The organism is [Mycobacterium] manitobense, from assembly GCF_025821665.1.
Lineage (GTDB): Bacteria > Actinomycetota > Actinomycetes > Mycobacteriales > Mycobacteriaceae > Mycobacterium > Mycobacterium arseniciresistens.
Genome location: NZ_JACKSJ010000004.1, coordinates 1 through 15,148, shown reverse-complemented (window position 1 = coordinate 15,148; position 15,148 = coordinate 1). Strand labels below are relative to the sequence as shown.

Sequence of the window (15,148 nt, the reverse complement as noted above, 5' to 3'; positions counted from 1 at the left end):
GCTAGTTGCCGCCGATGGGCGGCGGCGCCGGGACGAACGGCAGCCCAGGGATCGTGGTGTAGGGCAGCGTCGGGATGATCGGCGGACGGGTCGTCGACGCCGGCGGCTGCGTGGTCTCCGGCGGCGGTGGGGGTGCGGTGGTCGTCGGCGGCGGTGGTGGCGGTGGCGCCTCGGAGGGCGGCGGCGGGGCGGGCGACTCGGGGGCCGCCGGCGGCGGCGCCGTCTCGTAGACGGTCTCCGGTGGCGGGGCCTGGGTCTGCGGCGCAGGCGTCTCCCCTGGCGCGGCCGGGGGAGGCGCGGGCGCCGTGGTGGTCGTCGGGGTGGTGGTCGGCGTGGTGGCCGGCTCGTCGTCGCCGCTCAGCGCATAGGCCGCCGCGAATGCGACGAGGAGCAGGACGATCAGCGCGCCCACAGCGACGATGACGGGCGGGCGGCGGTACCACGGGACCGGCGGCACCGCGGTGTCGTCGTCGTCGCGGGGCCCGAACGCCACGACGGGGCGGGCGGTGGTCGATCCGGCGGGCCTGTCGTCGCCGGCAGGCGAGTCGGCCGGTGCGTCGTACTCGTAGTGGTCGGTGGCCGCGACGTCGGGGATGTCGTCGGCGTCCGACCACGCCAGTGCCCGGAAGGTGCTCGACTGCGACATGTCGTCGGCCTGCGCCGCACCGGCCAGCGCCGCCGCGGCGGGCGCCGCGGCCATCGCCGTCATCGTGTTGTCGGCGCCGCCGCGTACCGCGGCCAGCCCGGCGCCGATCGCCGCGGCCAGTTCGGGCTGCGGGTTGGTGACGACCGGCACCCGGAAGCTCTCCGACAGGGTGGCGGTGATGACCGGGACCCTGGCGCCTCCCCCGGTCGACGCCACGGCGGCGAGGTCGGCGGTGCGCACGCCCGCCCGTTCGAGGGTCTCGTGCACCACCGCGACGAAGTCGGCGAGCGGCTGGCGGACGGCGTCGTCGAGCTCGGCGCGGGTGAGCCGGACTTCGCTGCTGCGGCCGGGCAGATCGGCCGCGAGCGACGTGACGGCCGCCGAGGACAGCCGTTCCTTCGCGGCGCGGCACTGCCCCCTCAGCCGGGTCAGCGATCCGATCGCCGAGGTGCCGGTCAGGTCGACGTCACCGGCCGCCGACAGGTCGTTGATCACACGGGTCAGCAGGGCCTGGTCGATGGCCGCGCCGGAGAAGTCGGGGTGCCGGACGGTGGGGCCGATGGGTGTGAAGCCGTTGCCCGCGTCGGCCAGCGTGATGCTGGTGCCGGTGCCGCCGAAGTCGCACAGCGCGACGACGCCGCTGGTGGGCAGGCCGGGATCGTCCTGAAGGGCGGTGAGCGCGGTGGCGGCGTCCGACACCACCACCGGTGCGGCGCCGAAGTCGGGCACCGCCGCCAGTGCGCCACGCAGCGCGTCGACGGCAGCCGGACGCCAGTGCGCGGGGTGACTGACCGCGACCGGGTCCGCGGGCGCCTGCCCGCGGGTGAGTGCGCGCAGCAGGGCCCGCAGTGCGTCGGCGAGCACCACCTCCCCGCGGTGCGATGTGCCGTCGGCGGCGACGATGCCCACCGGGTCGCCGACCCGGTCGACGAAGTCGGTGAGGATCAGCCCGCGTTCGGTCAGTTCGGGGTTCTCGCTGGGCACGCCGACCTCGGCGGGCCGGTGCGGGTACTGCGTCAGCACCGGCGACCGCGTCAGCGCGGTACGTCCGACGACGACCGCGGTCAGCCTGGTCGCCCCGACCGACAACCCCAGCCCGTCTGCCATGTCACTCCCTCGAGATGGACCCCGTTCAGTTGTCCATCTCGCGCGGCGGGGTCGGCGTTACTCAGCGAATTGTGCCCGCACCGGGGATGAGTGGTAAATCCAGGGCGGTCACCCAGCCCGGCGAGAGGTCGTTGACCGCGGGCACCGCATTGAGCGCGCGCATGCCGGTGGCCAGGCAACCCGCGGCCGCGGCGTCGCGCCCGGACCCGTCGGTGAAGCGGAACGCCGTCTCCTGGGAGATGCTGGGCGTGCCCTCGATGTCGACCCGGTAGACGTCGTCCCGGCTGCCCGTCGGCCAGTCCGGGGCGGCGTCGCCACCGATGCGGTTGACGTGTTCCAGCTGGATCCGGGTCTCGCCCCGGTACACCCCGTTGATCGTGAAGCGCACGGCGGCGACATTGCCCGCCGCGATGACGCCCTTGGCGGTGGTGCGGTCGGTGGGCGTGACCCACTTGTCGTAGGTGGTGGTGATCTCGTCGAGCATGATGCCCGCGGCGTGAGCGATCATCGGAACCGTTGCACCCCAAGCCATCACCAGGATGTCAGAGGTCTCGAGCAGTGCGCGCTTCTCTGGTGGGCGGCCGATGCCCATCTCGAATTCGTAGTCGCCGGTGTAGTTGGTGTAGTCCAGCAGCTCCGAGGCACGCACCGTGCGGACCTCCGAACACAACCCCATCAGGGTCAACGGGAACAGGTCGTTGGCGAAGCCCGGATCGATCCCCGTGGTCAGGCACGATGACTCGCCCAGTTCGCAGGCCTCGGTGACCGGCACGATCCAGTCCGGCGGATTGAGGTGCATCGTCGGCCACACCCACGGCGTCATCGCCGTGGAGCACACGTCGATCCCCGCGCGCAGGAAGCGGGCGATCAGCGCGATGTTGTCGCCGGCGTGGGCGGCGGTCGGGCCGTAGTGCACCAGCGCGTCGGGCGCCAGCGCGATCAGCGCGTCGACGTCGTCGGTGGCGGTCACCCCGATCGGCTCGCCCAGTCCGCAGAGTTCGCCGACATCGCGGCCCACCTTCTCCGGACTGCTCACCCCGACGCCCACCAGATCGAACAGCGGATGACGGACGATCTCGGCGATCACCATCGTGCCGACGAACCCCGTGCCCCAGACCACGATCCGCTTGGCCATCGATCACCTCTTCTTCTGTCTCGCCGGCTAGCCGTCCTCACCCTAGGCGGGAATGATTCATCTGCGTCGGCGCTTGTCGATGGAACACCCACGAGCGAGAGGTTGACCCGATGACGGCTGCAATCGAAGGTCCGTTGAGCGGACGGCGCGCGCTGGTGACGGGCGGATCGCGCGGAATCGGCGCGGAGATCGTGCGCAAGCTGGCGCTCGACGGGGCGGCGGTGGCGTTCACCTACGGCGCGTCCGCCCGCGACGCGGACAACGTGGTCGTGGAGATGTCCAGGGCGGGCGCCCGGGTGTTGCCGATCCGCGCCGACAGCACCGACGTCGGCCAGATCGCCTCGGCCGTGCAGGAGGCCGTGACCCGTCTCGGCGGGCTCGACATCCTGGTCAACAACGCGGGCGTGGCCGCGTTCGGCGACATCGAGACCTTCCCGCTCGAGGAATTCGACCGCCTCGTCGCGGTCAACGTCCGCGGAGTGTTCGCCGCCATCCAGCAGACGGTGCCCCATCTCGGCGAGGGCGGGCGGATCATCAACATCGGCAGCATCAACGCCGAACGGGTGCCGGGCCCGGGCCTGGCGGTGTATTCGATGACCAAGGCGGCGGTGGCCGGCCTCACCCGTGGGCTGGCCCGCGACCTCGGGCCCCGCGGGATCACCGTCAACAATGTGCAGCCGGGCCCGATCGCCACCGACATGAACCCCGAGGAGGGCGAATTCGCCGACCTGGCGCGACAGACCATCGCCGTCGGACACTACGGGCACACCCGGGACGTCGCCGGAGTCGTGGCCTACCTGGCCGGACCCGACGCCGGCTACGTGACCGGAGCGAACTGGAACGTCGACGGCGGGTTCACCGCCTGAGCGCTGTCTAGAAGCAGCGGCGCAGTCCGCCCGGCTCGCAGAACAGCGGGTAGCGGTCCACCGGGAGCGGCAGCGGCTCCTTGAAGGCCAGCGTGAACGGCGTCGACGTCATCGCGGGTTGCAGTCCGCACACCGCGCCGTGGATGGACTTGCGGGTGCCCGCCAGCGTGACCCCGCTCCACGAGAAGATCTGCTCGACCGGTGCGGTGGACCCGTCGGGGCACGTGAGCCCGTCGCTGACCTTGCGGGTGGTCGTCCACAGCCCGTTGGTCATCAGGGCGTCGGAGCCGGTCTGCCGTTCCGGTATCACGTGCAGCCGGCATGCGACCGGCAACCACAGCGGCTCGCGGAGGTCGCCGACCGTCGGCACGCAAGACGGGTAGACGGTCCAGTCGGCGCCGGGCTGCCCACCCTCGTTGTAGGTGTAGACACCCTGCAGGATCTCCGGCGGGGCGTCGGGCGGCTGCGCCTGCGCGATCGGGGCCCAGCCGACCGCCGAACCGGCGAGCATGACGGTGGCGGCGAGCGCACGACGGAGTCTCATGAGCGATGAGTATCGCAGCAGTGCCGCGGCTCGTCACCGGTTTGCCGGTCGGCGCATTCGGGAGCCGGGCGTTTCGGGGCGGATGATCAGCGGGTAAGTGATCTTGGATCATCCGCATGAGCCCTGGAGATGGCGTGACCCGTAGACCGATCGTGCTCGGCGGTCTGATCGCCGCCGTCGTCGCCCTGGTGCTCGGCATGACGTCCTGTTCGACGGGCGAGCGGGTCGACCTCGGCGACGAGGCGTCCGGGAACCTGATCGCGGCGATCGCCGGGGAACCCGACCAGCTCGACCCGCACAAGACCAGCGCCTACTTCTCGTTCGAGGTGCTGGAGAACGTCTTCGACACGCTCGTCGAACCCGACGCCGATCTGGAGATGCGCCCGGCGCTGGCCGAGTCGTGGAACGTCAGCCCCGATTCCCGGGTGTGGACGTTCCGCCTGCGGCGCGGCGTGACGTTCCACGACGGCAGCCCGTTCACGGCCGACGACGTGGTGTATTCCTACCGGCGCATCATCGACGAACAGCTCACCAACGCCGACAAGTTCAGCGCGGTGACCGACATCCGCGCGCTGGACCCGTCGACCGTGCGGATCACGGTCAAGACGCCAACCCCGAACCTGCTGACCAACATCGGCGGCTTCAAGGGCATGGCGATCGTGTCGAGGGCGAACGTCGAGAGCGGGCGCATCGCCACCCACCCGGTCGGCACCGGACCGTTCTCCTTCGCGGGTCAGCGCAGCGGCGACTCGATCACGCTGAAGGCCAACCCGTCGTACTGGGCGGGACCGCCGAAGGTGTCGGGCGTGACGTTCCGCTTCATCTCCGAACCGTCCACGGCCCTGGCCGCGCTGCAGGCCGGCGAGGTGGACTGGACCGATTCGATCCCACCCCAGCGGGTCGCCCAGTTGCGCGACGACGGCTCCCAGCGGCTGGCGGTCACGCCGAGCAACGACTACTGGTACCTCGCGCTGAACGAGGCCCGCGACCCGTGGCGCGACCCGCGGGTGCGTCAGGCCATCGCCTACGGCATCGACCGCGACGCGATCGTGCAGGCGACGAGCTACGGCACCGCCGCGAAGAACCAGCTCGCGATCCCCGAGGGCAACCCCTGGTACACACCCTTCGACAACTACCGCTACGACATCGACAAGGCCAAAGACCTGCTGGCGCAGGCGAATGCCGCGCCACAGCGGATGGACATGCTGGTCACCAGTGAATACCCGGAGACCGTCACCGCCGCGCAGATCATCGCCGACAACCTCGCCCCGCTCGGCATCACCGTCGACATCCGCACCGTCGACTTCGCGACGTGGCTCGACGAGCAGAACAACGGCAACTTCGACATCCTGATGATGGGCTGGCTGGGCAACATCGACCCCGACGACTTCTATTACGCCCAGCACCACACCGACGGGACGAGCAATGCGCAGAAGTTCTCGAACTCCGAGGTGGACCGCCTGCTCGACCGGGGCCGCGTCGAGACCGACCGCGGCGCGCGCCGCGACGTCTACGCCCGCGCCGCCACGATCATCGCCGATCAGGTCAGCTACCTCTACCTGTACAACCCGTCGGTGATCCAGGCCTGGTCGAACGACCTGTCGGGGGTCGAGGCCCGCCGCGACGGCGCGGTCCGCTTCCGTGCGGCGCAGCTGGCCGGAGGGGAAACGGCTTGAGCGCGTTCATGTCTCACCCCGTGCTGCGCTTCCTCGTGCGCCGCGTGCTGTACTCCCTGGTGGTTCTGCTCGGGGTGCTGGTGGTGGTGTTCGCCCTGGTGCACCTGGTGCCCGGCGACCCGGTGCGCATCGCGCTGGGCACCCGCTACACCCCGCAGGCCTACGAGGCGTTGCGCTCGGCGAGCGGGCTGGACCGCCCGATCGTCGTGCAGTTCTTCAGCTACCTGGGCAACGCGCTCACCGGCGACCTCGGCGTGAGCTTCCGCAACGGTGACCCGGTGACGGTGACGCTGCTGGACCGGCTGCCCGCGACGCTGTCACTCGGTCTTGTCGGCGTCGTGATCGCGCTGGTGATCGCGGTGCCCGCCGGCATCTACTCCGCGCTGCGCGAGGGACGGCTCAGCGACACCGTCGTCCGGATCACCAGCCAGTTCGGGGTGTCGGTGCCGGACTTCTGGCTGGGAATCTTGCTCATCGCCCTGTTCGCCACCACGCTGGGCTGGCTGCCCACGTCGGGATACCGCCCGCTGTTCGACGACCCGGCGGGCTGGCTGCGCCACATCGTGCTGCCGGGTCTCACCGTCGGTCTGGTCGCGGCGGCGATCATGACGCGCTACATCCGCTCGGCGGTGCTCGAGGTGGCCTCGGCGGGGTACGTCCGCACCGCCCGCTCCAAAGGGCTGCCGCCCCGTGTCGTCACGTTCCGCCACACCGTGCGCAACGCCATGATCCCCATCCTGACGATCACCGGCATCCAGCTCGCCACCATCCTCGGTGGAGTCATCGTCGTCGAAGTGGTGTTCGCGTGGCCCGGACTGGGGCGGCTGGTGTTCAATGCCGTTGCCGCGCGCGACTATCCCGTCATCCAGGGCGCGGTGCTGCTGATCGCGGCGCTGTTCCTGCTGATCAATCTCATCGTGGACGCGCTCTACGCGGTGGCCGACCCGAGGATCCGGCTGTCATGACCGATCCTGCGCAGACGGCCGGCGAAAGCGGCAGGGTGGCGTCCTGGCGGCTGCTGCTGGGCAATCCCGTCACCCTGTTCTCCGCGGCGGTGCTGGCGGCCGTCGTCGTGGTCGCGGTGTTCGCCGGGTGGCTGGCGCCCTACGGCGTCAACGACATCGACGTGCCCAGTGCGCTGCAGTCCCCCAGCGGCGCACACTGGTTCGGCACCGATGAACTCGGCCGCGACGTGCTGTCCCGGGTGCTGGCGGCCGTTCAGGCGTCGATGCGGGTCGCGGTGGTCAGCGTGGTGTTCGCCGTCGTGGTCGGCGTGACGATCGGTGTGCTGGCCGGCTATCTCGGCGGCTGGGTCGACACGGTGTTCATGCGCGTCGTGGACGTGGTGTTCGCGTTCCCGGTGCTGCTGCTGGCACTGGCCGTGGTCGCCGTGCTCGGGCCCGGCGTGACGACGACGATCCTGGCGATCGGCATCGTCTACACGCCGATCTTCGCCCGCGTCTCGCGCGCCAGCACCCTGAGCGTGCGGGTGGAACCGTTCGTGGCGGTGTCCAAGACCATGGGCACCGGCCACCTGTACATCCTCGGCCGCCACATCCTGCCCAACATCGCCGGACCGCTGATCGTGCAGACGTCCCTGTCGCTGGCGTTCGCGATTCTGTCGGAGGCGGCGCTGTCGTTCCTGGGGCTGGGCATCCAGCCGCCGCAGCCCTCGCTGGGCCGGATGATCTTCGACTCCCAGGGTTTCGTGACGCTGGCGTGGTGGATGGCGGTGTTCCCCGGGGCGGCGATCTTCGTGATCGTGCTGGCGTTCAACCTGCTGGGCGACGGGTTGCGCGACGTGCTGGACCCGAAGCAGCGCACCATGATCGAGGCCAGGAGGAAGCAATGAGCGGGCCCGTCCTGGACGTGCGCGATCTGCACGTGCGCATCGGCGGGCGTGACATCGTGCGCGGCATCTCCTTCGACGTGGCGCGCGAGCAGACCGTGGGGATCGTCGGCGAGTCCGGCTCGGGCAAGTCGATGACGGTGCTGGCGGCCACCGGCCTGCTGGATGCGCCCGGCGCCTCGGTGACCGGGTCGAGTTCCCTTGCCGGAGAACACCCCGTCCAGCTGATCGGGGCGTCGGCGCGGGCCCTGCGCGCCGTGCATGGCGGCCGCATCGGGTTCGTGTTCCAGGACCCGGGCACGTCGCTGAATCCGCTGCTGACGCTGGAGCGGCAGATCACCGAGTCGCTGGAGACGCACCGCAACATGACGCGCAGGCAGGCCCGCGGCCGCGCGATGGAACTGCTGACCGCCGTCGGGCTGCCCGATCCGGAGTCACGGCTGCACTCCTATCCGCACCAGCTCTCGGGTGGCCAGCGCCAGCGGGTGATGATCGCGATCGCGCTGGCGTGCGACCCCGAACTGCTGATCGCCGACGAGCCCACCACCTCCCTCGATGTCACCACCCAGGCGCAGATCATCGAACTCGTTCGCGACCTGCAGCGCGACTTCGGCGCCGCGGTGGTGTGGATCAGCCACGACCTCGGGGTCATCGGTCAGGTCGCCGACGACGTCACGGTGCTGCGGCAAGGCGAGGCCGTGGAGCAGGCGCCGGTCGTCGACGTGTTCGCCCGTCCGCGACACGAATACACCCGCACGCTGCTGGCGTCGCGGCCGCTGCTCGGGGGCGGCGCACCCGCACCCGCACCGGCGGAGTCCGCCGCGCTGCTCACCGTCGAGGGGCTCGACGTGAGATTCCCCGTGACGACGCCGACGGGCCGTTCGACGGTGCACGCCGTCAAGAACCTGTCGTTCACCGTCCGGCGCGGCACCACACTGGGACTCGTCGGTGAATCCGGTTCCGGCAAGTCGACTGTCGCCGCGGCGCTGACCGGGTTGGTCACACCCGATGCCGGCACCGCCACGCTGGGCGAGACCGATGTGTTCTCCGTCAGGGGCGCCGACGTGAAGGCGCTGCGGCGCCGGATCGGGCTGGTGTTCCAGGACCCGTTCTCGTCGTTGAACGCGCGCAACCGGGTGGGCACCGCGATCGAGGAACCGCTGCGGGTGCACAAGCTCGCCGACGGGCGGCAGGGGCGCCGCGACCGCGTCGCCGAATTGCTCGAACTGGTCGACCTCCCTGCGTCTTTCGCATCGAGGTATCCGCACGAACTGTCGGGCGGGCAGCGTCAGCGGATCAGCATCGCCCGGGCACTGGCCGGCGAGCCGGACCTCCTGATCCTCGACGAGTCGACGGCGGCGCTCGACGTGTCGGTGCAGGCCCTGGTGCTCGATCTGCTCGGCGGTCTGCAACGAGAACTGGGACTGACGTACCTGTTCATCGGCCACGACCTCGCGGTGATCCAGCAGATGAGCCACGAGGTGCTGGTGCTGCGGGACGGCGAGGCGGTCGAGTACCGGCCGGCCGCGGAGTTGTTCGCCCACCCGGAGCACGAGTACACCCGCGCGCTACTGGCCGCGGTGCCGCCGGAGCGGCCACGGACCTCGGCGTGAGAAGGTCTAGCCCATGAGCCAACTGAACGGGAAGGTGGCGCTGGTGACCGGCGCCTCGGCGGGTCTGGGTGCTGCCACGGCGAAGCTGTTCGCCGAGCGCGGCGCTTCGGTCTTCGGTATCGCCCGCGACGCCGACCGGCTGGCGGCCGTGTTCGAGGGCGTGCCCGGCGGCCGGTTCGCCCCGGTGGACATCACCACCGCGGCCGCGTGCCGGGATGCGGTGTCGCAGTGCGTCGCCGAGTTCGGCCGGCTCGACGCACTGGTCAACGTCGCCGGGTTCCACCAGATGCGGCACACCCTCGACGTCACCGACGAGGACTGGGAACGCGACCTGGCCGTGAACCTCAATGGGCCGTTCTTCCTGTGCCGGGCCGCGCTGCCGCACCTGTTGGAGGCCGGCGGCAGCATCGTCAACGTCGCCTCGATCGCCGGCATCGAGGGCGAGGTGTACTCGGCGGGCTACTGCGCGGCCAAGCACGGTCTTGTCGGGCTGACCCGGTCGCTGGCGATCGAGTTCACCTCGAACCGGTTGCGGGTCAACGCCATCTGCCCCGGCGGTATGCGCACCGCCCAGGTCACCGAGTTCGCCGCGCCGGAGAACGCGGACTGGAACCTCATCATGCGGATCGCATCGCCGCGCGGCTTCATGGACGTGACCGACGTCGCGAAGACGATCGCGTTCCTGTCCAGTGACGACGCGGCCGCCGTGCACGGCGCGGTCTACGTCGTCGACAACGGAAAAACGGCGGGCTGAACTGGCAGGATCGACGCCGTGAAGACCTCCTCCGGTGACGTCGTCGATTCGCAGGCCACGTCGGACAGCACGGCGGTGGCCGGCTCCACCGCCACCGCCAGCAGCAGCATCGTCGCCGGGTCGGCGGCCACCGTGGCCAGCACCGTCGTCGCGGGATCGGTGGCGACGACGGCCAGTGCGGGTGTCGCAGGGTCGGCGGCGACCGTGGCCAGCGCAGGCGTCGCCGGGTCGGCTGCCACCGCCGCCAGCGCAGGCGTCGCCGGAAGCATCGTCGTCGCGATGTCGATCGCGATGGCCGGCTGCGTCGGCTGCGTGGCGTGCGCGTTCTGCAAGCGTTGCCTGGCCTGCCTCGGATGCGTGGAATGCACCGATTGCCTTGGCTGCGTTGGCTGTTACAACTGTTCGGGATTGCGGGGCGCCGTCGGTCAGCGCAACGTGCACGTCTAGCTCAGCGAGGTGTGCATCAGCATCGTGCTGTAGTCGGACCACCGCGACAGCGTGAAGTAGAGGTCGCTGCCGGTCGACCACGGATGGATGTAGGGCGCGTAGATGCCGCCGGGCACCGCGGCCGACGTGACGAGGGTCTTCGCCGAACTCCACGGTCCCTCGGGTTTGTCGGCGGTGCGCATGACGACGTTGCTCACCGTGTTGGTGTAGAGCATGACGAACTTCTTCAGGTGGTCGTTCCAGGCCACCGACATCTCGCTGCCCGGCGCCCACACCACCTGGATCGCCAGGAACGGAAAACCGCGCAGCCAGCCGAACGGCGTGTGGTACTCGTAGGCCGACTTGTCGGCGACGGCGTTCTCGGCGACGCGGGACAGGAACGGCATGCCGCCGCGGCCTGCGCCGGTGCCGTAGGCGTAGACGTAGCCGCCGTGCCGCAGGTACGCCTGCATCTGAAAGTTCTGGTCCCCCCAGGTGAACGGCACACCGGGCACGGTGTTGAACCAGCTGGGCCGGATGCTTGTGGCGGGCACGGTCCACGTCTCGCCGTTGGTGTCCGACACCGCGACGGCCGAGAAGTTCGTCGACCACTGCCCGGGTGCACCCCACTGGCTGACGGACATGAAGTTGACGTACTGCCGGGTGCCCACCGAGATGCCTGCCGTCGGGATGATCGTCACCTCGGTGGCGGCCAGCCGCAGGCTGTCGATCACCTGCCGCGAGAAGTTCGGCCGGTTCTGCAGCACGGGTGAACCCGCGAACTGGTTGCCGTACTGCGGCGCCGGGACGTCGAGGCCGTTGGCGAGGTCGCGGCTCGCGCTCCGGAACAGCGTGTTGTTGCGCCACTCCTGGCCGGCCAGGTTGCAGTTGCCGAAGGTGTCGCCGAAGGCGATGAGCACCTGCCGCTGCGCGCCGGAATAGCCGTTGTCCCAAAGGATGCCGAGGTCGGCGCCGGAGATGCCGAACTTCTGATAGGAGCCGGAGCCCGGCCCCACGATCGTCTCGACCACCGTCGCCGTCGTCGCGGCGGGTGCGGCGGCCGCGCGCGCCGCGGTGTTGGGGGCCACTTCCGCGTCGGCCGCCGCGGCCTCCGCCGGGGTGGTCTTCGGCGCGGGTTTGCGGCCGATCGGCAGGTGAAGCACGGGCAGCCGGGGGGTCGCGGACTCGGGGGCCGCCCGGCGCGCCGAACCGCTGGAGTCGAACACGGAGCAGGGGTCCGCAGCGGCGGTCGGGCTCGTCAGAACGGGAACGACCAGCGACAGGGCGGTCGCCGATACGACGGCAAGCGATGCCAGTCGTCGCGAGGCCGGCATGACCCACCTTTCATCGGTTACTACAGAGACTGTAGTGACTGATGTGGTTTGCCCGCCCGTCGGCGTGCCGGACTGACACCGTCTCGTGACCGGGCCGACACCTTGCCGGTGTCAGAGCAGTTTGTGCTCGATCACGGTGGCCAGCCGTGGCTTTCGCCAGCGCCCCTCCACGCGTTCGATGCGCACACCCATCTCACCGCCCGCGATCTCGAGGGTGCCGATCTGGTTGCGGAAGTGCGGCATGGTGACCGGCCGCCAGCGCAGCCGCGGCATGCCGACCTTGGTCGTCTTCACCAACGCCCTGCCCACGGCTTCGGCCAGTTTCGTGTGCCCCAGCCGCAGCACCACCCGCTCGCTCGCCGACGGCTCCTTGCGCAGTCCGGAACACACCACCTGCCAGAACCGGGTGGCCGGCGCCGGTGCCTCCTCCTCGGGCACCTCGACCTCGGAGACCCAGCAGTGGTGCACGTCGCCGCCGAACATCACCATGGTGTCCGGCGTACGACCCCGCCTGCCCGCGGCGACGTCGATCACGAGATCCTCGAACTTGCGGTAGCTGTCCTGGAAGCAGGCCCAGTGGTCGAGGTTGGCGGTGATGCGGACCTTCTCCCCCAATCCCCGCATCCGCCTGCCCCAGGCGCCGTCGCTGACTGCCTCCGACCACGCCTCGATGTGGTGCATGCCGTAGGGCAGCAGGATGGGCAGCGAACTGGCGAACAGCAGATGCCGGTAGTCGCCGTCCACCTTCGAGGTGATCCAGTCCCACTCCTCGTCGGTGGTGATCTGGCGGCGGCCGGCGCCGAGCTGGCGTCCGGTGCGGGCGTCGACCACGATCAGCCGGGCCGGCCCCAGGTCGCGGCACATGCTGAAATGCGAGACGCCGTCGTCCCTCTCCGCCATCTGGGCGAGTTCCTTGATCGGCTCGGCGCCCTGCCGGGTCTCCAGCACCCGCTGGAAGGTGTGGTCCTTGGCCAGCTCGTCCGGCGACATGTTGCCCAGATGCTGGTAGATCCAGTAGGCCATCAGGCCGCCGATGATGCGCGTCTCGTACCAGTCGGTCTGGCGCTTCTCCCGCAGCCATTCCAGCGAGGTGTTCCATTTGTCGTTGATCTCGTGGTCGTCGAACATCATCGACGTCGGGATCGTCGACAGCATCCACCGGACGATGGGATCGCTCCAGGCGTCCCAGTAGCCGATGCAGTACTCCTCGAAGTCCTCGAGCACCTCGACCGGTCCGTTGGCGTGCACCTCGCGTTCGGCGACCATGTCCCTGATGGTGTCGTTGACCTGGTCGGCATAGAGCTGGTCGCCCAGCATCATCAGCGCGTCCGGCCACAGCGCCGACGGTTGACGCAGCATCCGCATCCCGTAGGCGCGCAGCACGTCGATGCCCTGGCCCTTGGAGTGCCACATGTGCTGGCGGGTGTAGGGCGGGTGGTGCGGCGCCGAGGCCCGGCACGACCCGAACAGCAGCCGCAGATTGCCCTCGGGCGGCATCAGCCTGATCCGCGGCTGCGGGAGCTCGTAGCCGAACGGCGGCCAGGCCTGCACGCCGTCGAGGTGGACCTCGTACGGATGCTCGACTTCCGGGTCCAGGCCGGTGACGCAGACGATGGCGAAGTGGTGGCCCTCGACCTCGAAGGTGTCGGCGGTGCTGCCGAGAACCTCGACCCGGCAGGCCTGGTCGGTCTCGACCCACACCGTGGCATCGGTCTGGCCCACATGTCGCAGGAGTGGACCTACTCGAACCTCGGGCACTCCGCCATGATGCCCGACGGCGGCGGCCCCGTCATCGCGAATGGTCGCGACCGTCAACGACTTCAAGATCGACCGCCCGCTGCGGGCGAGCGTGAGATCGACACCACGCAGCGGCGCACTCGCGCTTCAGTCGCGTGGTGTCGATCTCACCCACTGCGTCAGGGTTGGGGCCTGCGGCGGCCCAGGTACACGGCCATACCGAGGGCGGCGAAGCCCAACGCCCCCACCGCGCCGGCCGCAGCGTAGAGCGCCACCTGCGTGCGGTCGACGGGTGAGGACTCGTCGGCGGCCAGGCGCAGCGGATAGTCGCCCGGCAGCGGTGCGGCCTGCGGTTCGTCCAGGCCGGGGAACTGCTGGGTGCGGTGCACCTCGAACTGCCGCTCACCGCTGGGATTCTGGGTCCACACCCCCCAGGCCGGCGTCGCGCCGTCGAGCAGTACCTTGCGTTCGCCGAAGCGGGCGTCCTCGCCCATGTCCACGATGCGGTTGACGCGGAACGGCTGATAGACCGCCTGCGGATAGCGCACCTGCACCGGCACGTTGTCGTAGCGCACCAGTCGCGGGGGCTGCGGGAACGGCAACCCGGGCCGTGGGACGTAGCCGCCGCCGAAGAACGTGCCGACCGCGACGTCGACCGCGGTGTCGGCGGCGCCGAGCACGACGGCGGTGAAGCTGTACGCGGCGAACTCGGCCGCCTCCAACACGATTCGCGCCAGCGGCGGGATGTACACGATGCGGGGCCGGTTCAGGTACACGTAGACGATGCGCACCGGGTTGCGGTACGGGTTGAAGAACGTGGGCCGGTAGAAGCGGTCGTACTCCACCCAGTCGCGGTTCCACTGCCGCACCTTGCGGTCCCAGTGCCGGTCCCGATCGCGGTCCCAGCGGTCCTTCTCCCAGCGGTCCTTGTCCCAGCGGTCCTTGTCCCAGTCCCAGCGGTCCTTGTCCCAGTCGTCGCGGTCACGGTCCCGCCGCTCGGAGGAGAACACCGCCCTCGACAGGGTGTCCAGCTCCTGCCTCGGCGCCTCCACCACCTTCTGGACGACGGGTTCCGCGCGCCGGGCCACCTGCACGTCCTCTTCGGGGGCGAGCAGGGTCTCCGGCCGGACCTCGCGGACGGCTTGCGCGGCCTCCGGCGCGTCGGCCGCGGGCGACTTCTCTTCCGGGGACTTCGCGGCCGGGGACTTCGCGGCCGGGTCCTCCGGGGCCTTTCCGGCCGGAGACTCGGGAGCTTCCGGTGACCGCCCGGCCGGAGATTCCGGGGCCTCCGGGGACTTCGGCTCCCGGGACTCCACGCGGTCTGCCGGCGATTCCGGAGTGACCTCGCCTGGCGCCGCTGGGGCAGGCGCGACCGGCGGCGCTCCGGCAGCGGACTCCTCCACCGGCGCCGGCTTTGCGGCGGGGGCGGGCTCCTCCACCGGCGCCGGCTTTGCGGCGGGC

At 70.4% G+C, this 15,148-nt stretch carries 13 protein-coding genes; 6 read left to right on the top strand and 7 right to left on the bottom strand.

Going from position 1 to position 15,148, the window contains the following annotated elements:
* Position 1 precedes the first annotated feature (1 nt).
* Both H7I41_RS00185 and H7I41_RS00180 read right to left on the bottom strand, forming a co-directional pair.
* On the bottom strand, positions 2 to 1,753 hold the full coding sequence (locus H7I41_RS00185; protein ID WP_264010525.1) for an Hsp70 family protein: 1,752 nt from the start codon (positions 1,751 to 1,753) through the stop codon (positions 2 to 4).
* A 61-nt stretch (positions 1,754 to 1,814) separates the two neighbouring features.
* On the bottom strand, positions 1,815 to 2,888 hold the full coding sequence (locus tag H7I41_RS00180) for an NAD(P)H-dependent amine dehydrogenase family protein (RefSeq protein ID WP_264010524.1): 1,074 nt from the start codon (positions 2,886 to 2,888) through the stop codon (positions 1,815 to 1,817).
* Positions 2,889 to 2,998: 110 nt separating this feature from the next.
* Here H7I41_RS00180 and H7I41_RS00175 point away from each other — a divergent pair, with 110 nt between their 5' ends.
* Positions 2,999 to 3,754 (top strand): 3-oxoacyl-ACP reductase family protein, encoded by a 756-nt coding sequence (locus tag H7I41_RS00175; protein WP_264010523.1) that lies wholly within the window; start codon positions 2,999 to 3,001, stop codon positions 3,752 to 3,754.
* 7 nt (positions 3,755 to 3,761) lie between these two features.
* Here H7I41_RS00175 and H7I41_RS00170 read toward each other — a convergent pair whose 3' ends face one another.
* A complete protein-coding gene (locus tag H7I41_RS00170; RefSeq protein ID WP_264010522.1) occupies positions 3,762 to 4,298 on the bottom strand; it encodes a hypothetical protein in 537 nt (178 codons plus the stop codon).
* Between the two features lie 197 nt (positions 4,299 to 4,495).
* Between H7I41_RS00170 and H7I41_RS00165 the strand changes: the two genes are divergently transcribed.
* From H7I41_RS00165 to H7I41_RS00145, 5 genes are read left to right on the top strand one after another with little or no spacing between them, the layout of a single operon-like run.
* Complete coding sequence (locus H7I41_RS00165; RefSeq protein WP_264010560.1) at positions 4,496 to 5,974, top strand: ABC transporter substrate-binding protein; 1,479 nt, start codon at positions 4,496 to 4,498, stop codon at positions 5,972 to 5,974.
* Between the two features lie 8 nt (positions 5,975 to 5,982).
* The gene (locus tag H7I41_RS00160) at positions 5,983 to 6,939 is read left to right on the top strand and encodes an ABC transporter permease (RefSeq protein ID WP_264010559.1); all 957 of its coding nucleotides are present in this window, start codon (positions 5,983 to 5,985) and stop codon (positions 6,937 to 6,939) included.
* Entirely contained in the window at positions 6,936 to 7,826 is an 891-nt protein-coding gene (locus H7I41_RS00155; protein ID WP_264010521.1) for an ABC transporter permease, read from the top strand. The genes H7I41_RS00160 and H7I41_RS00155 overlap by 4 nt, the downstream gene beginning before the upstream one ends.
* On the top strand, positions 7,823 to 9,436 hold the full coding sequence (locus H7I41_RS00150) for a dipeptide ABC transporter ATP-binding protein (RefSeq protein WP_264010520.1): 1,614 nt from the start codon (positions 7,823 to 7,825) through the stop codon (positions 9,434 to 9,436). The genes H7I41_RS00155 and H7I41_RS00150 overlap by 4 nt, the downstream gene beginning before the upstream one ends.
* A 13-nt stretch (positions 9,437 to 9,449) precedes the next feature.
* Positions 9,450 to 10,190 (top strand): SDR family NAD(P)-dependent oxidoreductase, encoded by a 741-nt coding sequence (locus tag H7I41_RS00145; protein WP_264010519.1) that lies wholly within the window; start codon positions 9,450 to 9,452, stop codon positions 10,188 to 10,190.
* Here H7I41_RS00145 and H7I41_RS30250 read toward each other — a convergent pair.
* The 4 genes from H7I41_RS30250 to H7I41_RS00125 form a co-directional block, all read right to left on the bottom strand.
* On the bottom strand, positions 10,157 to 10,558 hold the full coding sequence (locus H7I41_RS30250) for a hypothetical protein (RefSeq protein ID WP_308214569.1): 402 nt from the start codon (positions 10,556 to 10,558) through the stop codon (positions 10,157 to 10,159). The two genes, H7I41_RS00145 and H7I41_RS30250, sit on opposite strands and share 34 nt — an antisense overlap.
* A 75-nt stretch (positions 10,559 to 10,633) precedes the next feature.
* Positions 10,634 to 11,950 carry a glycoside hydrolase family 183 protein gene (locus tag H7I41_RS00135; protein WP_264010518.1) on the bottom strand — a complete coding sequence of 439 codons (1,317 nt, stop codon included), beginning with the start codon at positions 11,948 to 11,950 and terminating at the stop codon, positions 10,634 to 10,636.
* 111 nt (positions 11,951 to 12,061) lie between these two features.
* Positions 12,062 to 13,708, bottom strand: a complete 1,647-nt coding sequence (locus tag H7I41_RS00130; protein WP_443735546.1) for a DUF7800 domain-containing protein — start codon at positions 13,706 to 13,708, stop codon at positions 12,062 to 12,064.
* 158 nt (positions 13,709 to 13,866) lie between these two features.
* Positions 13,867 to 15,148: hypothetical protein (locus H7I41_RS00125; protein ID WP_264010516.1), on the bottom strand; the 1,282-nt coding region annotated here is incomplete at its 5' end.

What these genes read in the sequence shown, in the direction of transcription:
- H7I41_RS00185 (WP_264010525.1), bottom strand. Translation starts at nt 1,753, where the DNA reads ATGGCAGACGGGCTGGGGTTGTCGGTCGGGGCGACCAGGCTGACCGCG.
- H7I41_RS00180 (WP_264010524.1), bottom strand. Translation starts at nt 2,888, where the DNA reads ATGGCCAAGCGGATCGTGGTCTGGGGCACGGGGTTCGTCGGCACGATG.
- H7I41_RS00175 (WP_264010523.1), top strand. Translation starts at nt 2,999, where the DNA reads ATGACGGCTGCAATCGAAGGTCCGTTGAGCGGACGGCGCGCGCTGGTG.
- H7I41_RS00170 (WP_264010522.1), bottom strand. Translation starts at nt 4,298, where the DNA reads ATGAGACTCCGTCGTGCGCTCGCCGCCACCGTCATGCTCGCCGGTTCG.
- H7I41_RS00165 (WP_264010560.1), top strand. Translation starts at nt 4,496, where the DNA reads ATGACGTCCTGTTCGACGGGCGAGCGGGTCGACCTCGGCGACGAGGCG.
- H7I41_RS00160 (WP_264010559.1), top strand. Translation starts at nt 5,983, where the DNA reads ATGTCTCACCCCGTGCTGCGCTTCCTCGTGCGCCGCGTGCTGTACTCC.
- H7I41_RS00155 (WP_264010521.1), top strand. Translation starts at nt 6,936, where the DNA reads ATGACCGATCCTGCGCAGACGGCCGGCGAAAGCGGCAGGGTGGCGTCC.
- H7I41_RS00150 (WP_264010520.1), top strand. Translation starts at nt 7,823, where the DNA reads ATGAGCGGGCCCGTCCTGGACGTGCGCGATCTGCACGTGCGCATCGGC.
- H7I41_RS00145 (WP_264010519.1), top strand. Translation starts at nt 9,450, where the DNA reads ATGAGCCAACTGAACGGGAAGGTGGCGCTGGTGACCGGCGCCTCGGCG.
- H7I41_RS00135 (WP_264010518.1), bottom strand. Translation starts at nt 11,950, where the DNA reads ATGCCGGCCTCGCGACGACTGGCATCGCTTGCCGTCGTATCGGCGACC.